General features: G+C 50.7%; 22 protein-coding genes. All 22 read right to left on the reverse strand.

Features of this window, described 5'->3' with window-relative positions:
• Window positions 1–103: 103 nt before the first annotated feature.
• The 22 genes from H70357_RS25480 to H70357_RS25585 all read right to left on the reverse strand — a co-directional run bounded on the left by H70357_RS25480 (window position 104) and on the right by H70357_RS25585 (window position 23,399).
• Window positions 104–589, reverse strand: a complete 486-nt coding sequence (locus tag H70357_RS25480) for a DivIVA domain-containing protein (protein ID WP_038595344.1) — start codon at window positions 587–589, stop codon at window positions 104–106.
• A gap of 274 nt (window positions 590–863) precedes the next feature.
• Window positions 864–1,646, reverse strand: a complete 783-nt coding sequence (locus H70357_RS25485; RefSeq protein ID WP_038600456.1) for a YlmH family RNA-binding protein — start codon at window positions 1,644–1,646, stop codon at window positions 864–866.
• A gap of 4 nt (window positions 1,647–1,650) precedes the next feature.
• On the reverse strand, window positions 1,651–1,920 hold the full coding sequence (locus H70357_RS25490) for a YggT family protein (protein ID WP_038595345.1): 270 nt from the start codon (window positions 1,918–1,920) through the stop codon (window positions 1,651–1,653).
• A gap of 7 nt (window positions 1,921–1,927) precedes the next feature.
• The gene (locus tag H70357_RS25495; RefSeq protein ID WP_038595346.1) at window positions 1,928–2,371 is read right to left on the reverse strand and encodes a cell division protein SepF; all 444 of its coding nucleotides are present in this window, start codon (window positions 2,369–2,371) and stop codon (window positions 1,928–1,930) included.
• Window positions 2,371–3,063, reverse strand: a complete 693-nt coding sequence (locus tag H70357_RS25500; RefSeq protein WP_038600459.1) for a YggS family pyridoxal phosphate-dependent enzyme — start codon at window positions 3,061–3,063, stop codon at window positions 2,371–2,373. The genes H70357_RS25495 and H70357_RS25500 overlap by 1 nt, the downstream gene beginning before the upstream one ends.
• 9 nt (window positions 3,064–3,072) lie before the next feature.
• A complete protein-coding gene (gene pgeF / locus H70357_RS25505; RefSeq protein ID WP_038595348.1) occupies window positions 3,073–3,930 on the reverse strand; it encodes a peptidoglycan editing factor PgeF in 858 nt (285 codons plus the stop codon).
• A 166-nt stretch (window positions 3,931–4,096) separates the two neighbouring features.
• Window positions 4,097–4,408, reverse strand: a complete 312-nt coding sequence (locus tag H70357_RS25510; RefSeq protein ID WP_038600462.1) for a YlmC/YmxH family sporulation protein — start codon at window positions 4,406–4,408, stop codon at window positions 4,097–4,099.
• Between the two features lie 193 nt (window positions 4,409–4,601).
• The gene (gene sigG / locus H70357_RS25515) at window positions 4,602–5,384 is read right to left on the reverse strand and encodes an RNA polymerase sporulation sigma factor SigG (RefSeq protein ID WP_038595349.1); all 783 of its coding nucleotides are present in this window, start codon (window positions 5,382–5,384) and stop codon (window positions 4,602–4,604) included.
• A 78-nt stretch (window positions 5,385–5,462) separates the two neighbouring features.
• Entirely contained in the window at window positions 5,463–6,182 is a 720-nt protein-coding gene (gene sigE / locus H70357_RS25520) for an RNA polymerase sporulation sigma factor SigE (protein ID WP_038595351.1), read from the reverse strand.
• Between the two features lie 128 nt (window positions 6,183–6,310).
• Window positions 6,311–7,258 (reverse strand): sigma-E processing peptidase SpoIIGA, encoded by a 948-nt coding sequence (gene spoIIGA, locus H70357_RS25525; RefSeq protein WP_038595353.1) that lies wholly within the window; start codon window positions 7,256–7,258, stop codon window positions 6,311–6,313.
• A gap of 308 nt (window positions 7,259–7,566) precedes the next feature.
• Entirely contained in the window at window positions 7,567–8,499 is a 933-nt protein-coding gene (locus H70357_RS25530) for an Rpn family recombination-promoting nuclease/putative transposase (protein WP_038595355.1), read from the reverse strand.
• Window positions 8,500–8,621: 122 nt separating this feature from the next.
• A complete protein-coding gene (ftsZ, locus tag H70357_RS25535; RefSeq protein WP_038595356.1) occupies window positions 8,622–9,734 on the reverse strand; it encodes a cell division protein FtsZ in 1,113 nt (370 codons plus the stop codon).
• 61 nt (window positions 9,735–9,795) lie between these two features.
• The gene (gene ftsA, locus H70357_RS25540; RefSeq protein WP_038595357.1) at window positions 9,796–11,058 is read right to left on the reverse strand and encodes a cell division protein FtsA; all 1,263 of its coding nucleotides are present in this window, start codon (window positions 11,056–11,058) and stop codon (window positions 9,796–9,798) included.
• 344 nt (window positions 11,059–11,402) lie between these two features.
• Window positions 11,403–12,164 (reverse strand): cell division protein FtsQ/DivIB, encoded by a 762-nt coding sequence (locus H70357_RS25545; RefSeq protein ID WP_038595359.1) that lies wholly within the window; start codon window positions 12,162–12,164, stop codon window positions 11,403–11,405.
• Window positions 12,165–12,228: 64 nt separating this feature from the next.
• The gene (murA, locus tag H70357_RS25550) at window positions 12,229–13,512 is read right to left on the reverse strand and encodes a UDP-N-acetylglucosamine 1-carboxyvinyltransferase (protein WP_038595361.1); all 1,284 of its coding nucleotides are present in this window, start codon (window positions 13,510–13,512) and stop codon (window positions 12,229–12,231) included.
• A 360-nt stretch (window positions 13,513–13,872) separates the two neighbouring features.
• Entirely contained in the window at window positions 13,873–14,988 is a 1,116-nt protein-coding gene (gene murG, locus H70357_RS25555) for an undecaprenyldiphospho-muramoylpentapeptide beta-N-acetylglucosaminyltransferase (protein ID WP_038595362.1), read from the reverse strand.
• A 5-nt stretch (window positions 14,989–14,993) separates the two neighbouring features.
• Window positions 14,994–16,091, reverse strand: a complete 1,098-nt coding sequence (gene spoVE, locus H70357_RS25560) for a stage V sporulation protein E (protein WP_038595363.1) — start codon at window positions 16,089–16,091, stop codon at window positions 14,994–14,996.
• A gap of 49 nt (window positions 16,092–16,140) precedes the next feature.
• Window positions 16,141–17,562 carry a UDP-N-acetylmuramoyl-L-alanine--D-glutamate ligase gene (gene murD, locus H70357_RS25565; protein ID WP_038595365.1) on the reverse strand — a complete coding sequence of 474 codons (1,422 nt, stop codon included), beginning with the start codon at window positions 17,560–17,562 and terminating at the stop codon, window positions 16,141–16,143.
• A 3-nt stretch (window positions 17,563–17,565) separates the two neighbouring features.
• Complete coding sequence (gene mraY / locus H70357_RS25570; RefSeq protein WP_038595366.1) at window positions 17,566–18,531, reverse strand: phospho-N-acetylmuramoyl-pentapeptide-transferase; 966 nt, start codon at window positions 18,529–18,531, stop codon at window positions 17,566–17,568.
• A gap of 21 nt (window positions 18,532–18,552) precedes the next feature.
• Window positions 18,553–19,959 carry a UDP-N-acetylmuramoyl-tripeptide--D-alanyl-D-alanine ligase gene (locus H70357_RS25575; RefSeq protein ID WP_038595368.1) on the reverse strand — a complete coding sequence of 469 codons (1,407 nt, stop codon included), beginning with the start codon at window positions 19,957–19,959 and terminating at the stop codon, window positions 18,553–18,555.
• Window positions 19,956–21,443: a UDP-N-acetylmuramoyl-L-alanyl-D-glutamate--2,6-diaminopimelate ligase gene (locus tag H70357_RS25580; protein ID WP_038595369.1), complete on the reverse strand. Its 1,488-nt coding sequence runs from the start codon at window positions 21,441–21,443 to the stop codon at window positions 19,956–19,958. The genes H70357_RS25575 and H70357_RS25580 overlap by 4 nt, the downstream gene beginning before the upstream one ends.
• Window positions 21,444–21,452: 9 nt before the next feature.
• Window positions 21,453–23,399, reverse strand: coding sequence for a stage V sporulation protein D (locus tag H70357_RS25585; RefSeq protein ID WP_038595370.1), 1,947 nt, complete (start codon window positions 23,397–23,399; stop codon window positions 21,453–21,455).
• Between the last annotated feature and the right edge of the window lie 41 nt (window positions 23,400–23,440).

Consider the following 23,440-nt stretch of genomic DNA (forward strand, 5'->3'; position numbering starts at 1 on the left):
TAGACGTTTTAAGACAAAATGTCAATATTCATAGCCACGGTATAACTGTGGCCGGAAAACAAGAAATATTCATCTCACATGATATGCTCAGCATTTTAGAAGGTTAAAGCACGTTCTCACTGACTTCGCGGCTCTCCAGGGCGTTCCAATCATCCTGAGACAGCAGTTCAAGCTGTGCTTCGACGAGAGTCCGGAAACGGGTGCGGTAGATAGAGGCTTGCTTGCGCAATTCTTCCGTCTCAATCGCTACTTTCCGGGATTTGGATAACGCTTCGTTGATAATCCGGTCAGCGTTCTTTTCCGCTTCCTTGATAATCAGCTGTGACTCCTTTTTGGAGTTGTTCTTGACATCATCTGCTGCTTCCTGTGCGACGATGATTGTCTTGGACAAGCTTTCTTCAATATTCACAAAATGATCAAGGCGCTCTTGAATAGACAATAGCTGATTGTGCAGCTCCTTGTTCTCACGAATGACACTTTCGTAATCCTTGATTACCTGATCCAGAAATTCGTTGACCTCGTCTTCATCATAACCGCGGATTCTCCGGGAGAATTCCTTGTTATGTATATCGAGCGGCGTTAATGGCATGCTGTGCACCTCCTAGAAATTTCGGACCTCTTATGCCCATAGAACATAATTTGTCCCGGCAGACAAAGAAGAAAGACTGTACTTTAAGAAGAAACGAACATGCCTGTCTGGATAAAGCGGCAAGTGTTTCTGCAAGAAAATTAAGGCTGGTTATCATTCCGAATGCCGTTTAAGGATCCGCCTCTTCTACAAGTATCGGCGCCCAGCTTTCAAAATGTTTGCTTCCCTAGAGATAATGAATTTCGACAAGCAAATCCGGATTCCTGCAAACGATTCAGACAAATTTGCCAACCTGAACCCGGTAACGGCCTTTTTTCGTCAAACTTCCGATCTCCAGAACCTTAAAACGGCCAAAACCTTGAATGGAGACCATATCGCCGTCTTTAAGTCCACAGGAGGGGTCTTCCTCCACCTTCCAGTTCACCCGGACCCTTCCGGCTTTGATCGGGGCAAGTATCTTGCTCCGGCTGAGCCGGGTCACATCCGCAGCGATCCCATCAAGCCGCAAGGAAGCCACAGTCAACTCCATGATCTCAAGCTTAACCTCACTGCTCCGCAAGCCGGACAATGGCAGTATCTCTGTGCTGACATTAATCCGGTGTACTCCGGTTAAATTCACGTCCAGGAAATTAGCGATATCCGCTGCCACTACAACATGACAGCCATCCTCAAGCACATGAATATCACCGATTTTGCCTCTTTTGATGCCCAGTCCAAGAATTGAACCCATATAATCGCCATGCTCCAAAGCCAAAAACTTCTGTTCCCCGGAGGTGATGGCAAGCACCTTGAGTTCCATATCTTCTTCTGAAAGGTCACGGTAATCTGGTGCCACCATCGCCCGTTTCCGCTCAGCATTTTCTGAGCCGCCCTCCCATCTTATAGTAACATCGGGATGACGGTTCACAAGACTCTGCAGAATATAACTCTGACGGGGATCGAGAAATTCAGTCAGCTTGAGCTCATGATACTCTCCTGCATGAGTGACCCATTCCCAGGCCTTGTCCACAAATTGCCGTTCGTCAGGGTGAAAATGACCATAGATTTCATTCTTCATGTCATTAACGGAAGAGCAGGCCCACAATGGAGTGCACGCCGCCTTCCGCAAATTGAAGCACAATCAGCGCGATGATCGGGGAAATATCCAACGTTCCGAACAGCGGCGGAATAATCCGGCGGAATGGACTCAGAAAAGGCTCCACGAGCTTGCCGAGCAGCTCTCCGATGAAATTGTCACGGACATTGGGCAGCCAGGACATGAGGATATAGAAGAAAATCATGTAGTAGTAGATCTTGAAAAGTAAATTAATAATTAAATCGATTTGGGACAAAGCCCGTTCACCTCATTCTGTTGTAGTCTTGATCGTCACCCAGAATTTCCGTTATGGAACCTTGAATTTCGACCGTATCCGGTGTGCACATAAATATATTGCCCCCAATTTTGGAGATTCCTCCACCCAGGGCATAAACAGTTCCGCTGAGAAAATCAATAATCCGCATTGCCTGGTCATTGCGCACGCGCTGCAAATTAATTACGACTGTGCGGTGCGAACGAAGATGGTCGGCAATTTCCTGAGCTTCGTCATAAGAACGGGGCTCATAAAGCACTACCTTCACATTTTTTTGCGAATGGATACTGACGACGTTGGCCCGCTGGTTTTTACGGTTTTCTACAGGGGCGGGCTCGTATTCATCCTCTTCACGGGAAATCTGCTCCCGCTCCACAATTTCCTCTTCCTCCTGCAAGCCCAAAAAGCTCATAAACCGGTTCATCACGCCCATCAAGCTCCCTCCTCATGACCTACTAATACCGTTCCCAGGCGCACCCAGGTGGCTCCTTCCTGTATCGCCACTTCAAAATCATTCGACATTCCCATCGACAGCTCTTGTATAGGCTCAGGTGTCAAAGCTAGCAGATTGAGCGCATCGCGCAGTTCGCGGAGTCCGCGAAAGACCGGGCGGGTAAGCTCGGGATCCCCTTCATAAGGCGCCATCGTCATAAGGCCGATTACTTTCACACGATGCAGAGGAGCGATTTCACGCAAAAATCCAGGCACCGCTTCAGCAGATAAACCAAATTTCGTATCTTCTCCCGAGATATTCACCTGAAGGAAGACGTTTACGTCTATACCGAAGGCCTCGGCCTTCTTGTGCAATTCCTGTGCCAGTGATAACCGGTCCAAAGAGTGTATATATTGAAATTTGCCGATAACGTCCTTTACCTTATTGGTCTGCAAATGACCGATGAAATGCCATGTGCCTTTGTTGCCCAGGGCGTTCCATTTATGTTCGGCGTTCTGCCAGCGGCTTTCGGCAATGTCCTCAAGACCCGCTTCCAGCACAGCGGATACCGTTTCCAGCGATACATATTTCGTCACTGCGATAACCTTGACGTCACTTGCATCCCTGCCGCTTGCCGCGCAAGCCCGTTCCACACGTTCCTCGACCTCGGCTATTCTTTCTTGCAGTGTCAAACCCAACTTTCAGCTCTCCTTTATTCCGATCCAGCTCGTCATTCTTCCTGTAACCCCGTTTTCCTTACGGTATGAGAAGAAGAGATCACTGTTACAGCTTGTACACCAAGTTGTACATTCGATATGAGTCGGCAATATTCCTGCTTTAATCATAATGCGTCGATTCATTTCTTTCAAGTTCAGCATGCTTTTGCTGTCATCTGCATCCGACTTCCTGTATAAGAATGGAGCGTTCTCAGCCAAATTCAGTGTGCTAAGTTCATCCTCCAACCGGCGGACATGATTCATTACATAATCATCGACCTCATAACAGCATTCACCGATAGAAGGTCCAATGGCTGTCAGAATATCTTTTGGACGGCTGCCGTAGACCTCACCCATTGTGCTGACCATAGCCCCGGCAATTTCTGCTACAGTCCCTTTCCAGCCCGCATGCGCAAGGCCGGCCACCTGCTGCAAAGGATCATAGAAATATAGCGGCACACAGTCCGCATAAAAGGAAGTCAGCAGCACCCCCGGCACATTGGTCAGCAGCCCATCAGTGGACTGAAAGGCGCTTGCTCTGTCCAGATTGCCGTATCCTTGGTTCTCTTTGGTAACAACCGCAATATTTTTCCCATGAGTTTGTTCCCCGCATGTCCATGAATCCAGTGTAAAACCGAGACTCTCGGCGAGCATCCTCCGGTTGCTGATCACATCTTCCACGTCATCGCCGACATGAAGAGCACAGTTGAAGCTGTCATACGGCGCCTTGCCCGCACCACCTTGTCTTCCTGTAAAGCCGGCAGTAATTTGGGCATATGCTGAACACCACGGCTTCAGATGAAGCTGCACAGGCGTTCTGTCGATTTGTACGAACGGTTCCATCTTCTCACCTCCGCCTAAGTGTACCACAAGACCTCCCCACAAAGTGTTGTTAAGACCTCGAAGCTTACTCAAGTACTTTACAAAGCCTCCGAACAATCTCCCGGTTATGGGCTGTACTTCTTACATAAGCTCTATACCCGTTTCCGCTCAAAAAAGACGCACCCAGTTAATATGTGCGCCTTTCACTGCGGTCTCCCCGTTCCAAATACATAGTTTCCCGCTCTTCCTGACCTTGGGGCATTCTGGACTCCTCTATCTTTACGAGCACAACATCAGCACCAATCTTAACGATATTCCTCCAGGGAATGATCAAATCAGCGCCACCTCCAAAGAGCCCCATAAAGCGTGTATACCCGGGCACAATGATTGCGTCAATGACTCCGCGGCGCAGATCGAGCTCCAGATCACTGATTTGCCCGAGCCGCTTACCATCAACAATATTGATGACATCCTTGGTCTGAAAATCGGAGATTTTCATTTTTTTGCCTGTTCCTATTGAATCCTCGTTCACCTCGCCACCCCTGTACTTTCAGACATATAGTCCAATATATGTTGTTCGGGCTTGGCAACATGCAATGCAATATATATTTTCCAATACGGTTCTACATACAAAGGGGTATCCAGAAGGGTTATAGCCTCCTGGATACCCCTGCTTCATCTATCGCTGTTACTCAGGTCTTCACATGCTTTTGCATTTGCTGGATGGCCGATTTCTCAAGTCTGGAAACCTGGGCTTGAGAGATCCCAATCTCATCGGCGACCTCCATCTGGGTCTTGCCCTCGAAGAAACGCATGGACAGTATCCGCTTCTCGCGTTGTCCCAGTTTGCGCATCGCTTCCCTCAATGCAATTTCCTCAATCCAAGAGACATCTTTATTCTTATCGTCGCTAATCTGGTCCATCACATAAATCGGGTCCCCGCCGTCATGGTAGATTGGCTCGAACAAGGAGACCGGGTCCTGGATGGCGTCTAAAGCAAAAACCACATCTTCTTTCGGAACTCCCAGCGCCTCGGAAATTTCAAAAATCGTCGGCTCCCGGGAATTCTGGTTCGTCAGACTGTCACGCACCTGCAGCGCCTTGTATGCGATATCCCTGAGCGAACGTGATACCCGAATCGGGTTATTATCGCGCAGATACCTGCGGATTTCACCGATAATCATCGGCACCGCATAGGTGGAGAACTTCACATTTTGCGATAAATCAAAATTATCGATGGCTTTCATCAACCCGATGCAGCCTACCTGGAACAGATCGTCAACGAACTCTCCCCGATTATTGAACCTTTGAATAACACTAAGAACGAGTCTAAGGTTACCATTTACCAATTTCTCTCTGGCGGATCGCTCGCCCTGCTGCTGCAGCGAAGTGAACAGCTCCCGCATTTCCACGTTTGTTAGTACGGGCAGCTTGCTGGTGTCCACACCGCAAATCTCGACTTTATTTCGGGTCATGATGATTTACCTCCCAAGGAGAAACATTACTGTACATTATCTCCCCGGTCCGGCATTTTATTCCTTGCTGATTTATGCTTACACCATCTTGTTAAACTCCTTGCGCAGCCGCTTGATAATTCTTTTTTCCAGACGCGAAATATAGGATTGGGAAATACCCAGCAGATCGGCCACATCCTTTTGCGTTTTTTCTTCTCCCCCGCGCAGTCCAAACCTTAGCTCCATAATCAGGCGTTCCCGCTCACTCAGCTTCTCCAGCGCCTTCTGCAGCAGCTTCCGGTCCACTTGCTCTTCGATGTTCCGGTAAATGGTGTCGTTCTCGGTGCCAAGCACATCGGAGAGAAGCAGCTCGTTGCCGTCCCAGTCAATATTTAGCGGTTCATCAAAGGACACCTCACTCCGTGTCTTGCTGTTGCGCCGCAAATACATCAGTATCTCATTTTCGATGCAGCGTGAGGCATAGGTAGCCAGCTTGATTTTTTTCTCCGGATCAAACGTATTGACCGCCTTGATTAGTCCAATGGCCCCGATAGAGACAAGATCTTCAATGTTGATGCCGGTGTTCTCAAATTTCCGGGCAATGTATACAACGAGCCGCAGGTTGCGCTCAATCAGCATGGCCCGGACTGCCGCATCGCCGCTGGACAGCCGCTGCAGTAAATACTCCTCCTCTTCCCTCGTCAAGGGAGGAGGCAGCGCCTCGCTTCCACCGATATAATAAATTTCCTGGCTTTTCAGCCCCAGCAGAAACAGCATGCGGTAATATTGCAGTTGCAGCGCTAACTTCCATTTGACCATTCTTGTTCCTCCTCCAAGAAGTACACAGTAACCCTGTGATATTTCTTATCCCATCCATTTCCCTGCTGCCCTGCCCCAATTCCCTTTGTCCAATATTAGGATTGAAATGCCAAATGCTTCTGCGGTTATCAGCATGGCAGCGCTGCGTCAGCAGCCTGTTCTTTTTGGGCGAGGTCAGGATGTATGACCGCCCGGTACGCGCCGTCTCCCGACAGTGTCCCGCCATCCAGCCCGATGAGCACCCTTTTGCTGTAAAAGGTCTCCTCACCCAACTGTATCTTCACAAGATCCGGCTTCAGCGCAAGCATAAAGGATGAACCACGGTTGATGCCCCTATAAGGGACAAGCCGCATCCTGTCCTGCCAGGCAAAAGACTGCCCGTCCGTTTCCAGCAGAAGGGTGTCTGCGCTCGTCTGTGTCAGCCTCCCTTTCCATGAAGCAGGCAGATGGCCTTCCCAGAGCGACGCCTCCATCACCATTACCGGAATCCGCGTCAACGGATCACTGAGCCGGTTCCCTGTATCCAGCAGCCCTGGACAGACCACAGTTACGCCGTCAATTTCCACAGTTACCTCACCAATGTACGATTCGAGCTGCTCCCTGCGGACCCGTGAAGAATGGAAGAGCTTAAAGAGGAGCAGTACCAGCGGTAAGACCGCAAGCACAAACCAGAAACCGATCTTCATCCGGTATGCTTGGCCTCCTGAAGAGGTAAACAGAATACCCTTCCAGATGTCGCCTGAGCTCTGCAACAAATAGTGAATACCTACAATGCCGCCGGCTGCTGCAAAATTAATAATATAAAAGGCCCCCAACACGCGGAGGTAGCTTTGCAGACTCCTGAATCCAAAGGCAATCCACAGCATGACTACCGACAATCCGAACTTAATGAGGAAGGTATAGAGAAAAGACAGCTCCGGTACGAACATCATCACTACATAAAGCGCGCCAACCAGCGCGGAGAGCGCCAATCTCCACCTGGAGGCCTTAAGCTTGACCAGCCAGCCTGTCAGCCATAGAAGAATGCCATCGATCAGCAGATTGGCAGCGAAAATCAAGTCAATATAAACTACCAATGCATTCACCTGCCTAAGGGCTGCTATCTATCCTCAAGGCCGGGGATCAGGCTCTCTTTTTGGACGATAAGATTAGTATAGGAACTCTCGCATTCAAAGTCTGTCTAAACTTGGGGGGCGTTCTTGAGGTTTTTTTGTCGAGTTATAGCGTGACAGAGTTAACTTGAGAGGCTGGAGCTGCTCGAGGCTTATCAGTACAGCATAAACCTCTACATGACAAGTGGAAACGGCTTAGCCGTCCTTATCTTTTAATAAAAAAAGCCAGCCTCTAAATCTAAAGGCTGACTTCAAAATTCCTAATCTTAAATTCACTTCATAGACTCTAATTCTTCATCTGTAAGCCCCGTTGCCGTTCGGATCGCATGATAATCCAGTCCCATCGCAAGCAGATTTCTTGCCACTTCCAATCTGGCTTCTAATTTCCCCTGTAACTTCCCTTCCAACTTCCCTTCCAGCTTGCCTTCCGCCTTACCTTCCTCTATACCCGCAGCTCTTCCTACCGCTCTTCCCTCAGCCAACCCTTTGGCAAAGCCCTCTGTAAGCGCCCCGTCTCTTTGCGAAGCCTCATCCAGCAAAAACTTCTGGCGGGCTTCATACTTCATGCGGGCCTCCTCATCCTGGCTCAGGAATTGCAGCGTATCCATTGCCTTTTTCAAGACAGGCTCATTCATGCTAAGCACCTCCCAATTCGAATCGTCTATTCCTTTCAGAAACAGCAGCCAATTGACCAAACCGCCTTCACCGGGAACAGGCGTATGCTCCAGCTTCGGCAGCTCCAAGAAATGAATTTCAATATCGTCTGCAAGCGGAGTTCCATTCCTATCTTCCCGCAGATGAAACACACTATGAGTATGTTCATTGGGCAAAACTTTATAATTTAATATATTGATGGTCACACATTTTTTGAGATCCTTATACTTACCCGTCTCCTGCAGCTGGCCCGAATATCGTTTGCTCCAGTAATAGAGCGTGCGTTTCTCAATATCATATTTATTAAACAGCTGCATTTCAATATTAATCAACTTGCCTTCCTCGGTCTTGGCCCATATGTCGAATATCGATTGCTTATCCAGCGGATCATCCTTATCCGTGTATGGATTCAGCAGCACCACTTCATTCAGCGGAGGTTCCCCTGCATCCGAAAAAATACCGTTAAGAAAAGCCAACAGCACATCCTTATTGCCCTCGCTTGCAAAAATACGTTTAAATACAAAATCAACCCGGGGATCAAGCAGTTTCATTGTATCCTCTCCCGCTACTAGTATTATAACAGCCGGTAAACCAAAAAACACCGTATCCACCCATAGCTGATCGCTTGGGAGATACGGTGCTTCCGTAAATCTATTTACACTATACTATTTTATTAGTCGTTATTGCCGCGAGTACGGTTGCGCAGGAATGTTGGAATGTCCAGCTGGTCTGAGGCTGTCTGATTGCCAAACGGACGCAGATTGGCATTCTTATCCGGCGCAGCAGGTTCGCTACTCGCCGATGGACGGCGGGCCGGAGCAATCGGTGAAGGTTTGTGTTCAAAGCCGGTAGCGATTACCGTAACTTTGATTTCATCCTTCATGCTTTCCTCAATGATGGCACCAAAGATCATATTCACTTCAGGATCCGAAGCAGAGGTAACGATCTCGGCTGCTTCATTCACCTCATACAGGGAAAGGTTGGAACCCCCTGTAATGTTCATGATCACGCCGCGAGCACCTTCAATGGAGGTCTCCAGGAGCGGACTCATGATCGCTTTGCGGGCCGCCTCCGAAGCACGGTTCTCGCCGGTGGCGATACCGATACCCATAAGCGCTGAACCGCGCTCCGTCATAATTGTCTTCACATCGGCAAAGTCAAGGTTGATCAGGCCGGGAACCTGAATAAGGTCGGAGATCCCTTGCACCGCCTGGCGGAGTACATTATCCGCTTCACGGAATGCCTCCAGCATTGGGGTTTTCTTATCCACAATTTCCAGCAGTCGGTCATTGGGAATCACGATCAGTGTATCGACCTTTTCCTTGAGCGCCTCGATGCCAAGCTCTGCCTGATTTGCACGTTTTCTGCCTTCAAAAGTAAACGGACGGGTCACGACGCCAACCGTCAATGCTCCGCACTCTCTGGCAATCTCAGCAATTACAGGCGCTGCGCCCGTTCCGGTACCCCCGCCCATACCTGCGGTTACGAATACCATATCTGCACCTTTAAGCGTATTTGAAATCAGATCGCGGGATTCTTCAGCCGCTTTCTTCCCCACCTCAGGATTGGCTCCAGCGCCAAGTCCGCGGGTCAGTTTATCCCCGATTTGCAGTTTATGCTCCGATTTGGCCATATGCAGCGCTTGGGCATCTGTATTAACTGTGATGAATTCCACACCCTGAACGCCATTTTCAATCATCCGGTTGACAGCATTGCTACCGCCGCCGCCCACGCCGATGACCTTTATTTGCGCCAAGCTCTCCATTTCAAAATCAAATTCCAACATATTGTTCCATCTCCCCCTCAATGTGCTTGGATGGCCAGTCCAAGTATATCTGGACTTACACTTATATGAACTCGCTGAACATATTCTTTAGACGTTCCACCAAACCCGGCTTCGAAACGGCTTCCTGATTCGGAGCTGCATTCTGCTTGTTCCGGTTGACCGTCTTTTTATTCCCGCTGCTGCTGTTTCCGCGTCCGCGGAATCTGCGGACAACGTTATGCAGGATGCCTACTCCTCCGGTAAATCCGGGATCGCGGACTCCGATATAATCCGGCACCGCAACGCGCACAGAGGCTGATAGTTCAGTCTGGGCTGCTTTTAATACCCCCGGCATAGATACAGTGCCACCCGTTAGTATATAACCTCCGGGAAGCTCATTGTAACCAAGCCGCTTCACTTCCTGACGAATCAGATGGAAGATTTCCTGCACTCTCGGTTCAATGATCGCCGCAAGATCTTCCTGATTAAATTCTTTTTCCACATTGCTGCCGATCCGGAGCACCTTGAACACCACGTCAGAAGCGGCGTCGTCAATCCAGGCGCAGCCATACTTCAGCTTCACCTTCTCCGCCTGATCAGTAAGTGTACGGAGTCCGTATGCGATATCATTGGTTACAAATTCTCCGCCGATCGGGATCGTGGAGGTCGCACAAAGGGAACCTTCTTCATATACGGCTATCGTCGTTGAGCCCGCACCGATGTCAACCAGCACGGCGCCCATTGATTTCTCATCTTTGGAAAGCGCTAATCCGCCAGCTCCAAGAGACATCAGTACAAGATCTTTGACTTTAAGTCCTGATTTCTCTACGCAGCGAAGCAGATTATGTATTGGCGTTTTAGCCCCGGTAATAATCGTCGCTTCCACTTCCAGACGAACTCCGATCATCCCGCGGGGATCCTGGATTCCTTCAAGGCCATCGACGATATATTGCTTGGCGACAACATCAATTACCTCGCGTTCAGGAGGCAGTGCAATAACTTCTGCTGCCTTGATTACACGATCGATATCATCTTCGCCGATTTCACGATCCTCATTCTGAACGGCCACAACACCATGACTGGATTGAAGCCCGATATGATTGCCGGAAATGCCGACATAGACCTCGGATATTTGTATACCGACCATTTGCTCCGCATGATCTACAGCACTCTTGATCGATTGCACAGTCTGGTCGATATCTACAATCGCACCTTTTCGTATTCCTTCCGAATCAGCAGATCCAACGCCAATAATATTAAAGGTTCCATTAGTAACTTCCCCAATAATTGCCCGAACTTTGGATGTACCGATGTCCAAACTAACAATGATGTCATTGTTGCTCAAGCCCTATGGCACCTCCTGTTATTATCAAAATGAAATGTAAAGCTGATTTAGTTTTTGGTTTCCATTGAAGAAAAACTTCTCTGTACATATTCAACATCTCTAATCCTTTCCCTCTTTTTTCTACAAATTTTTTGAGTGGGATAATATGACAAGCATCTCGCATGAAGACAGCAGCTGCTAGAAACCTGAAAACAGGCATTTATTACATGAAATATAAGTGTAATAAAGAAATGTCATCCATATTTGATACATCATTTCAAAAAATCCGAAGAAAAAAGAGGGACGTTGCCTATTGCCCGTAAAACCGATTGTAGCATTTTTTTCTTACTATTAGTAGGGCCTATTTACTCTTGCGTGTCCTCTTTCACATTCTCCTCTTTTACAGGTGCAAAAGGAACATAGGAATCCGCTTCAAGCATCTTGATCAGTCCGGGCTCCTCTGTCTCTATCACTTGATTTAAATACTCTACTTTATCCTTAAGCAAAGAAATTGCCGTAATGACTTCAAAATGCGAACGGGTATACAGCTTGATGCGGTCTGGAAAGGATAATGTTGGTGATGGCACAATCTCGGAAATGTCACTGGTCAGTTCATTAGGGATACTGGCGAGAGCCTGGCACAATTTGGCTTTATGGGGATCATCTTCCCCCCAGCTTGTCAAGATCGGCTTCTCCACCGCAATGCCCGTTTCATTCACGGAAACAGCAGCGCCGCTGGATAGAATCGCCTCCAGTACGCCATCTTGATCCAATTCATAGGCCACTGCAGGGTACTCCTTAATACTGATGGTGACTAGACCGGGGAATTTCTTTTCCACACTGGCCTCCTGAACCGTCTTGAGCTCCTTAAGGCGATCGGCCACTGCATCATTAGAGACGGCAAAATACTGTCCTCCGAGGGCAAGTCCGCTTTTCTCAAGCAGCTCCTCACGGGTGGAATATTTGTTTCCCTGAAATTGGATCTCTGTAATCCGGCTCATGGACGAGCGGAAGAAAATCACGGCCAGCAGCGCAATAAACAGCAGCAGCAGAATGAAAGTAATCTTTCGGCTCATTTTTTTGGTAGGCTTGTCCTCTTTAAGAAGAGGTAAACGGGTTTTTGGCATCTCATATCTCCGTAATAAGGCCCTGTCTCCTTCCCACGCATGAAGCTGAAGGAGACAGGGAGCTTTAATTGGCCAAATCAAACGGACCCGGCACAGGTACTTTGCGGCTGATGCGTGCACCCAGCTTCTGAAAGAGCTGCTCAATGCCGTCATATCCGCGGTCAATATGATGCGCCTGCTCAACAACCGTGGTCCCATGAGCGGCGAGTCCGGCAATCACCAGGGCAGCTCCCGCCCGCAGGTCGGTTGCTTCCACCGTTGCTCCATACAGTCTCTGCACCCCGCGGATAAACGCACGGTTCAGATCAATGGAAATATCGGCGCCCATCCTGGCCATCTCCTCCACATGCTTGAAGCGTCCCTCGAATACCGTCTCTTTGATGACGCTGAATCCGTCGGCCAGCGACAGCAGCACCATTACCTGAGATTGGAGATCTGTGGGAAAGGAAGGGTAGGGAGAAGTAACGATTCGTTCCACCGCACGGGGACGTCCCATGCAACTGATATTAATTATATCATTGCATACGGTGATTTGAACACCAGCCCTCCTCAGCACATGGATCAGGGAGGTTAAATGCCCGGCATTGGTATGGGTCAATGTAACGTTGCCCCGCGTGGCGGCAGCGGCTATCATGACCGTTCCGGCGACAATCCTATCGGGAATAACCTCGTACGTACAGGGATATAGCTTCTTTACACCTTGAATCGTAATGGTATCGGTACCGGCACCGATAATCTGGGCACCCATCTGATTCAGGAAATTCTGCAGATCCTGAATCTCCGGCTCTCTGGCCGCACCCGATATCGTTGTCGTTCCTTCTGCCATGGAAGCAGCCATCATAATGTTCTCCGTGGCTCCGACACTAGGATAATCAAGATGTATATCGCTTCCCTTAAGTCTTGCGGCCCGGCAGGAAATCCGTCCATTGCTCTCTTCAATTTCCGCCCCCAGCTGCTTCAGTCCCTGCAGATGAAGATCAATCTTGCGCTCCCCGATCGCACAGCCACCCGGCTGATAAATCGTCACCTCTCCAAATCTGGATAATAACGGTCCCATCAGAAAAATAGACGATCTCATCTGCCGCATTAAATCCTCAGGAACATGGGAAGTGCCCAGCATTGACGTGTCGATGGTCACCGTCTCGTCTTCATGCACGCCCCTGCAGCCCAGCCGTTCCAAAATATTCAGCATTGTTTCGATGTCCAGCAGCTTCGGCACATTATGCAGTGAGTGAACTCCTTCGGCCAGCAGGCTTGCCGCCAGGATCGGCAGCGCCGCATTTTTTGCTCCATGGATACGTATGGTGCCTGACAGGGGGTTTCCACCCTCAATCACCAATTTGTCCAATGTATCACCTCCGAGATTACCGCTCACCCACCACAAGCACTTCCCGTACAAGGCGCAATGAAATGTGCGGGATGGCCCTCCCGCATTTGTCATCTCATAAACCGGAAGTGCCCTGGGTGATTGTCACGATTATAGGATTATCCTATGTTCATAACCCCGGGTGTGTGACAGTGGAGGATAACAAGAAGATTAACGCACTAAGTACAGGTTTGGCACGGAGAATTGCTTTGCTGTTCACCAAGAAACTCACAACCTCTTAACTAGAGAAAAAGTGCGCGTTTCCCCGCCTAATTGCCTGTTCACGCAATCGGGAAATAACATCGTCTTCAGTTATACATTACCCAACAACCTGCAGAAGACCTAGGCTTTACGGTTGGCCACGAGCCTGCGCAGCTCGGCCACGACCAGCGAGGCGGAATCTCTTTTGCCCAGACGTCTTGAGGCTTCCGACATGCTTCTCTGCACATCTTCTGCGCCAATAATCTTCTGTACAGCCGCCAGCAGGGTCTGGCCGTTCAGATCCTTCTCCAGCAGTACAACCGCCGCACCTTCACGTTCCAATTGTCTAGCATTTGCTTCCTGATGATTATTCGTCACGTTGGGGGACGGGATAAGGACGGAGGGGATACCCAGTGCCGTAATTTCTGCAAGAAAAGATGCGCCTGCCCGGTTCACAATCAGAGAAAGACAAGCCAGAACCTCGGGCATATTGTGTATATAGGGAAGGATATGCAGCCAGCTTGGTTCGCTTCCCAGCTTTTGACGCAGGGCTTTCCGGGTCTCTTCGAAATAGGACTCGCCGGTAACATACACATAATGAACACCATTACCCTTACCCACATACGGGGCCATCTCAATCATCGCCTGATTGATGGCCTTAGCCCCCCCGCTGCCTCCGACAACCAGCACCACTGTGCTGCCTTCAGGAATGCCCAGTGATGCGAAACCTCTCTGAGCGCTGGCAGTCGTTACGGTAGTTGCCCGGGGATTGCCTGTATAAATGACGTTTTTCCCTCCCGGAAAGGCCGATTCAGTCCCTTCAAAGCTTACGGCAACTGTGTCGGCATACCGGCTAAGGAAGCGGTTCGTAAGCCCGGGAATGGCATTCTGCTCATGAATCAAGGTCGGAATTCCAAGACGGGAAGCCGCATAAACGACTGGGCCGCAGACATAACCTCCAGTGCCGATCACGACATCCGGTTTAAATTCTCTGAGCATTTCTTTGGAGGCTTTAACCCCCTTAAGGAAACGCATGACTGTCTTTACATTGTCCATGGAGAGCTTCCGGCGGAAGCCCGTAATATCAATCGCCTTGAATGGAATTTTCTCCTGGGGAACGATTTTGCTCTCCAGACCACGCTTGCCTCCGATATACAAAAAGGCAGAGCCCTTGTCTTCCTCTTCCAGCTGTCTGGCGACGGCTACGGCGGGATAAATATGTCCCCCCGTACCCCCGCCGCTTAATACGATACGCATGTCTCTCACCTCGCATAACGGGATAAATTCAGTAAAATACCGAGTGCTGTAAGCATCAGGGTCAGCGACGAGCCTCCATAGCTGATCAACGGGAGCGTAATGCCCGTTACCGGCATCATCCCGATGACAACACCGATGTTGATGATAACCTGGACAGCCACCATACAGACGATGCCTACGGCCAGATAACTGCCGAAACGGTCAGGCAGGCTCATCGCCACCTTCATCCCGCGCCAGATCAGAATCAGAAACAGCAGCAGTACTGCCAGCCCCCCGATAAATCCGAGCTCCTCGGCCAATATAGAAAAAATAAAATCAGTCTGCGGCTCCGGCACGTAGCTGTACTTTTGCCGGCTCATGCCCAGTCCAAGACCGCCAAGGCCGCCAGGTCCAATTGCATACAGCGACTGGATAATCTGGTAACCGGCGCCGAGCGGATCCGACCAGGGATCCAGGAATGCTGTAATGCGCTGCAAGCGGTATGGCGCGGCAGCAACCAATCCGGCGAACCCGGCGATGCCGGCCACACCGAGTGACAGCAGATGCTTCATCCGGGCTCCTGCCGTGAACACCATCATCAGAGCCGCACCGAACATTACAGTGCCAGTGCCCAGATCCGGCTGCAGCATAATCAGCCCAAAGGCAGAACCAATCAATGCCAGGGGAGGAAGCAGCCCTCGAGTGAAGACGGAGATATCATAGTCATCCTGTCCCAGCCATTTTGCCAGAAAAAGAATCATCCCCATCTTCATAAACTCGGAGGGTTGAATTCCGAAGGAGCTGATGCCCAGCCAGCTCCGCGCACCGCCGCGCACAACCCCGATTCCGGGAATGAGCACCATCACGAGCAGAACGAAGCAGATGATCAGAGCAGGCTTCGCAAATTTTTTGAGCACCAGATAGTCCGTGTTGGCAGTAACAAACATTGCCCCGAGACCCAGTCCGGCAAACAGCAGCTGTCTTTTAACAAAATAAAACGAATCGCCATAATTGCGGAAGCCCAAAACGGACCCGGCGCTGTACACCATCACCATGCCGATTGCCAGTAGAGCCAGAATCGGAATCAGCAGCCAGATATCAGGCGCATGACGGGATTTCTTCATCAGGAGCACACCTCTTGCATCCGTAGTAGGGGCTTATCCACCCCCCTACTTAAAGGTTATGCACCGCCTCTTTAAAAATACGCCCGCGCTCCTCATACGAGGTAAACATATCCCAACTTGCACAGGCAGGAGACAGGAGAACAACATCTCCCTCTTCCGCAAGAGCGGAAGCCTCCCGGACAGCCTCCTGCAGCACGGCGGCGGCGCTCTCCCCATTATCGACGGAGATGATGTGCTTTACTCCTGCCATTTGCGCCACACTGGCCAGCTTGTCCTTTGTTTGCCCCAGGACCACCAGCCCCTTCACATTGCCGCTGAGGACAGGCAGAAGCTCCATATAATCGGACCCGCGGTCGAGCCCCCCGGCGATCAATACAATCGGCTCGCGGAACGAAGCCAATGCCATGGAGGTGGCTTTGGAGTTTGTTGCTTTGGAATTGTTGTAGTAAGCGGCGCCAGCCTTATCCGCCACATATTCCAGACGGTGCTCCACCCCGCGGAAAGAAGCCAGCACAGCACCAAGACCCTCCGGAGCTGCTCCGGCAGCGATGGCGATTCCGCAGGCAGCCAAGGCATTCTCAACGTTGAACCGCCCCGGCAGGCCAATGGAATCTACCGTGGCAATCTCCGTCTCGCTCTCCGAATAATCACGATAAATGATTACCCGATTGTGGTCATCTTCGGTATCCGGCACAAAAGAGGGACGGACAAAGATGCCCTGAACCAGCTCCTCCGTCATGGAGAAAGGCAATATGCTGCCTTTGATGTAAGGAACCAGGCCCCGGCAAACCGGATCATCCCAGTTCAGCACAGCCGTGTCAGAAGGCCCCTGGTTAGCAAACAGCTTCGCTTTGGAAGCCACATAATCGTCCATGTCGCCATGATAATCCAGATGGGTTTCGGCTACGTTCAGCAGAGCACCCACCTTGGGACGGAAGGTCTCCGTCCCCTTAAGCTGGAAGCTGCTTAGTTCGACAACCATCCAGTTGTCCTCATCCACCTCCAGAGCGGCCTGAGAGAGCGGCGTACCGATGTTGCCGGCAACAATCGGCTTCATCCCTGCGGCCTCCAGCATGCGGCCTACCCAGGTCGTAGTCGTTGTCTTGCCGTTGGAGCCGGTAATACCGATCATGGGGGCGGCACAGAGCCGGTAAGCCACCTCCACCTCGGTCACAACCTCGATGCCTAGCTGCAGCGCCTGCTGCACTGGAGGAACAGTGTAGGGAATGCCCGGATTTTTGACCACCAGGCTGACACCTGAATGAATCAGTCCTTCCGGATGTCCGCCGCATATAACAGAAATTCCCAAAGATTCCAATTCGGAAGCTTCGGGACTTTGATCTCTTTCCTTTTTATCGTTGACCGTAACTACCGCACCGCGCTCATGCAGCACTTTGGCCACCTGGACGCCGCTTTTAGCCAGCCCCAGGACGACCACCTCTTCCCCTCGGTACATATCCGGATGTTTCATTCTTTACAACCCCTTGCTGATATATAGTCCTACTGCCGCCAGCACAAGGCTAACCGCCCAGAAGGAGACAACAACCCGCCATTCGGACCAGCCGCCGAGCTCAAAGTGATGGTGGATCGGGCTCATTCTGAAAATGCGCTTGCCGCGCGTTTTAAAGGAGGCTACCTGCAAAATCACAGACAGCATCTCAACCACAAAAACTCCGCCAATCACAACAAACAGCAGCTCGGTTTTGGTCACAATCGCAATAGCCCCGATCGCACCGCCAATTCCGAAGGAACCGAAGTCTCCCATAAATACTTTTGCCGGATGTGCATTAAATACCAGAAAACCTAATACCGCCCCGATCATCGCCGCTGCGCAGACACCGGCAGCAATCGAGGTAGCCTGCATGGCCACTACAGCAAAGGCGGCAAGCGCGATCGCGCTGACACCCGACAACAATCCGTCTACTCCGTCAGTAAAGTTTACTGCATTCGTGACCGCCATCATCATGAGGATAATAAATGGATAGTAGAACCATGCGCCCCAATCGAAGCTGATGGAGGTTCCCGGTATGCTGATGCCTGTGTTATGGCCGGCGTTAATCAACAGAACGCATAACACCACCCCGATCAGCAGTTGACCTGCCAGCTTTTGGCGGGCTGTAAGTCCCAGCGAACGCTTGAATGCAATTTTAATATAATCATCAAGGAAACCAATCAGCCCGTAACCGAGCGTTGCTACCAAAAGGACATAAAAGTCCGAATTCACCACGGAAAATTTCAGAAAAGATAAAGTGAAGGCCACCATAATAATGATACCGCCCATGGTAGGCGTTCCAGCTTTTTTCAAATGAGTTTGCGGTCCGTCATCACGAACCTGCTGTCCGAATTTCATCCGTCTCAGCAGCGGAATGATCAGCGGAGCGGCAATGACCGCAAGGATAAAGGACACAGCAATCGTCAGCAGCAGCAGTTGATAATCCATGGGTACACCCCCTCCAATATGTTAAGTTTGCTCAAAATGTTTGTTTAGGCTGTGCAGTACTTCTTCCAAGCGCATCCCTCTGGAAGCCTTGAACAGCACAACATCGTCAGGACTGCATTTCCCGATCAAGACGGAAGTCAGCTCCGCTTTGTCCGTAAAAGAAAACACGCGTTCTGCTCCGAATTTGTCCCTTGCCGTCTCAGCAATGTGGGCGGAGAGTGGTCCATAGGCAAAAACCAGATCCGTTTCCTCAGGATCGAGATAAGTCCCGATCTCCTGGTGGAACCGCACTTCATCCGGCCCAAGTTCCAGCATGTCCCCCAGCACAGCGATTCGGCTGCCAGTGCATTTCATAGACTGCAGCACATCAATCGCTGCTTTCATCGAGGTAGGACTGGCGTTATAAGCATCATTCAGCAAGGTAAGCCCCGAAGAGGTCAGCATCACTTCAATCCGCATGCCGGTCAGCTTAAGCCTCTTCAGTCCATCCTCTATGTGGTCATCAGTTACGCCGAAATGGCGTGCAACCGCAAGCGCGGCCAATGCGTTGACTACATTATGCCTGCCCGGCAGCGGGAGCGTATAGGCACGCTCCTTGTGGAGGTAACTCGTAAAGGTCATACCTCCGCTGTGCGTCATCATCCCGGTCGGATAATCATCGTTATCCGTAGAGATGCCGAAACGCAAGGTTTGCATTCCCTCGGGCGCATGGAAGGAGGCTTCAGCCATAACCTCAGCTAGCAGCGGCTCATCCCCGTTATAGATCAGCAGACCTCCCGGCTTCAGCCCTTCGGCAATCTCCAGCTTGGCCCGGGCGATCTCCTTGCGGGAGCCGAGCTGCAGCAAATGGGATTCACCTACATTCGTGATGACGGCCACATCAGGCGCAGCGAGCGAAGCGAGCAGGGCGATTTCGCCCCTTGAGCTCATCCCCATCTCCAACACGGCGATCTCCACATCCTCGCGCATAGAAAGGACCGTAAGCGGCAGTCCGATATGGTTATTGAAATTGCCTTGAGTTTTATGAACCTTAAATTGTCCTTCAAGCAAGGCTGTAATCATATCCTTGGTAGTCGTTTTGCCGTTGCTGCCTGTAACCGCAACAACCTGCGGAGCAATTTCGCTCAAATAAGCAGCAGCCAGCTTCTGCAGTGCAGACAGCGTGTCTTCTACCAGAATAACCCCGCCGCCTTCAGGCGCAGTCCCCTTATCCTTCTGCCATAGCGTTGCGGCCGCTCCCGCAGCCAAAGCTGCGGCACCATAATGATGTCCGTCAAAGTTGTCTCCGGCAAGCGGAACGAACAGACAGTCAGACGTAATTTTGCGGGAATCGGTAACCACTCCGGCAATCTTCACATTCATATCTTCAGCGGAAAGCACTTCTCCCCCGCACATGTCAGCGATATTTCGCAGCGTTCTTGTAATCAATAGCTTCGGCCCCTTATCACTTCTTTGGCGACAATGCGGTCATCGAAATCATGAACCACTCCGCCGATCAACTGGTAGGTCTCATGACCTTTCCCCGCAATCAATACTACATCGCCGGGGCTTGCCATTTCAATAGCTTTTCTGATCGCTTCCCGCCGGTCGGGAACCATTTCATAACGTTCCTGCGCTACCCCATCCTCTTTCAGTCCCGCTTCAATATCCCGCAGAATCAGCAGCGGATCTTCAGTCCGTGGGTTGTCAGAGGTCACAAATACGCTGTCGCTGTATTTGGCTGCGATCTTCCCCATCAACGGCCGTTTAGTGGTATCTCTGTCGCCGCCGCAGCCAAAGACGGTAAGCACTTTGCCGGTTGCAAATTCGCTGACTGCCTTCAACACATTTTCAAGGCCATCCGGTGTATGGGCATAGTCAACGATAACCGCAAAGTCCTGCCCCTCATCCACCGACTCCACCCGTCCGTCCACACCTGGCACAGACTCTAAGCTGGCTTTGATCTCTTGAAGCGGCACATCTTCTAGAAGAGCGGCAGTGATAGCGGCAAGTGCATTATATACGTTAAACTTGCCGACCATGCGCAGAGAAATGTCTGCCTCTCCCTTAAACGTATCCACATGGAAAAATGTTCCTTTGGATGTGATCGAAATTTGTGAGGCTCGGACATTTGCCTTGCTGTCGATGCCATATGTAATCACTTCCGCTGCAGTCTGGGCAGAAAAATAAGCGCTCGCCTCATCGTCCGCGTTAAGTACGGCATATTTGCGCTCTTCTTTCCATGGAGAAATAGCGTTGCCGAGACGGGAGAAGAACAGGCCTTTAACGGCGCGATACTCTTCCATTGTATGATGATAATCGAGATGATCCTGGGTTAAATTCGTAAATATTGCTGTGCGGTAATCTGTCCCCTTCACGCGTCCTTGCTGCAGCGCATGGGAGGAGACCTCCATCACGCAGCAATGTACACCTTTAAGCACCATATCTTGAAGCGTACGCTGCAGTTCAAGCGACTCCTGCGTGGTACCTGACATCGGATAACTTTGTCCGTCATATCGCATTTGAATGGTTCCGATCAGTCCCGTTTTTACACCATGGTCCTGCATGATCCGTTCAATCAGATAAGTGGTGGTAGTTTTGCCGTTGGTGCCAGTGATCCCTATCATTCTCATGCGGCTGCTAGGCGATCCGAAGAAGACATTTGCCAGCACGGACATAGCAAACCTGCTGTCGTCCACTACGAGCTGGGGCAGATCAATATCCAGCCTCCGCTCGCAGACGATGGCAGCGGCTCCACTCGCGGCAGCCTGCGGGGCAAATTTATGCCCATCCACAGTATGTCCCGGCAAACAAATAAATAAATCACCCGGTTTCACCTGGCGGGAATCCGTCTGAAGATCGGAAATCTCTGTTTCACCATCGCCGTATAGGCGCGAAGCTGCAAGACAAGAAGATAATTCATTAATGTTCATAGCAATCCCTCACTCTGCTTTGTCATTCTTATCATTCACGGAAGACCCCATATAAATCCTGATTGTCGAACCTTGTTCGACTCTAGCTCCCGCTTTGGGGGCCTGATTGACTACGGTATTGCCTGAGCCTGAACGCACGAGCGTAAAATTCATGTTGAGATCTTCATAAATATCCTGAACTGTGGCGCCTGTCAGATCGGGAACCGTCACAATCGGAGTCTCTCCGTACTTATAGGTTTTGGGAAGCTGGTCTTTACGCTCCGGCACCTTCAAATAACGCAGGGAGTCCTCAAGAATGTTCTGTACGATCGGAGCCGCCACCACGCCCCCAAACTGTATGCCCTGTGGATTATCCACCGCAGTGTACACAACAATCTGCGGGTCATCCGCAGGCGCAAAGCCTACAAAAGATACGATATGCTCTGTAGGAGAATATCGGCCATTGATTACTTTCTGTGCCGTCCCTGTCTTGCCCCCCACACGGTAGCCGTCAATAAATGCCGGCCGGCCGGTGCCTTTGGCAACTACGCTCTCAAGGGCAGCCCGCACCTTCTTCGAGGTTTCCTCGGAAATAACCTGCCGCACTTCCTGCGGCTTCACTTCCGATACCGTCTCACCGGTATCCGGATTAATCCATGCCTTGGCAACATGAGGCGTGTACAGCTTACCGCCGTTTATTGCCGCAGACACTGCCGCAATCTGCTGAATCGGTGTAACCGACACCCCTTGGCCAAAGGCTGTTGTAGCGAGTTCCACCGGCCCCACCTGCGAAGGCTTGAACAGGATGCCGCTTGCCTCCCCGTTCAAATCGATCCCCGTCTTCGTGCCAAAGCCGAAATCACGGATATATTTGAACAAGGTATCTTTGCCAAGACGCTGGCCCATCACGACAAAACCCGGGTTGCAGGAATTCTCCACCACTTCCAGAAAGGTTTGGCTGCCATGGCCGCCTTTTTTCCAGCAGCGCAGCTTCGCCCCGCCGACCTCAATAAAACCGGGGTCAAAAAAATGCTCATGCTGCAAATCCACCTTCCCCTCCTGCAGCGCCGCAGCCAGGGTAATAATCTTGAATGTCGAACCCGGTTCATACGTCATCCATATCGGCAGATTACGGTTATACACTGCCGCATCGTATTCCTTGTAAGCGCCCGGCTCATAACCCGGCCGGCTCGCCATTGCCAGAATCTCGCCATTCTTCGGATTCATGGCAATAGCCCAGCTGCCCTGAGCCTGATATTTCACCATTGCCTGATCCAGCTCACGTTCCATAATGGACTGGATCTGCTTATCAATGGTCAACTGCAGACTCAGTCCCTCCTGGGGTTCGAAATACTTCTCAGAGGAGCCAGGCATTAACCGGCCGCCTGCATCAGACAAATAGGATATTTTCCCGTCAATTCCCCGCAGCAGTTTATCGTAAATATTCTCAACGCCAGTGATGCCCTGATTATCAATTCCCGTGAACCCAAGAATATGGGCCGCCAAATCCCCGTAAGGATAATAACGTTTGTTGTCCTCAGCGACAACGATGCCCGGCAGCTGCAAATCACGGATGCTTGCGGCAAGCTCCATCGTAATTTTGCGGCCGCCGGGCTGTAACTTCACCGAAGACTTCCCTTTAGACAGCAGCGTCACTAGCTTCACCTCAGTCATGCCGAGTAGTGGAGCCAGCTGTTGTGCTGTTCCTTGCTTATCCTTCACCTGCACAGGAACCGCATAAATCGTAGGCGAGCTGACATTATAGGCCAGTGACGTCCCTTCACGGTCCAATATTTCACCGCGTTTTGCAGTAAAAGGTATGTCACGGCGCAGCAAATTTTCCGCCTTGGCGCTGAGTTCTTCACCTTTGGACAACTGCACATAGGCAAGACGCACGGCCAGAGAGCCGAACAATACGGCCAATCCCAGCAGCGTCCACAGCATTCTCTGCCGAGTTACGACTTTCGAAACCTTCATTCCGTTCTCCCCGCTTTCGCTCGTATAGACATGATCTCTTA

The sequence above is a fragment of the Paenibacillus sp. FSL H7-0357 genome, assembly GCF_000758525.1.
Taxonomy (GTDB): Bacteria; Bacillota; Bacilli; order Paenibacillales; family Paenibacillaceae; genus Paenibacillus_AQ.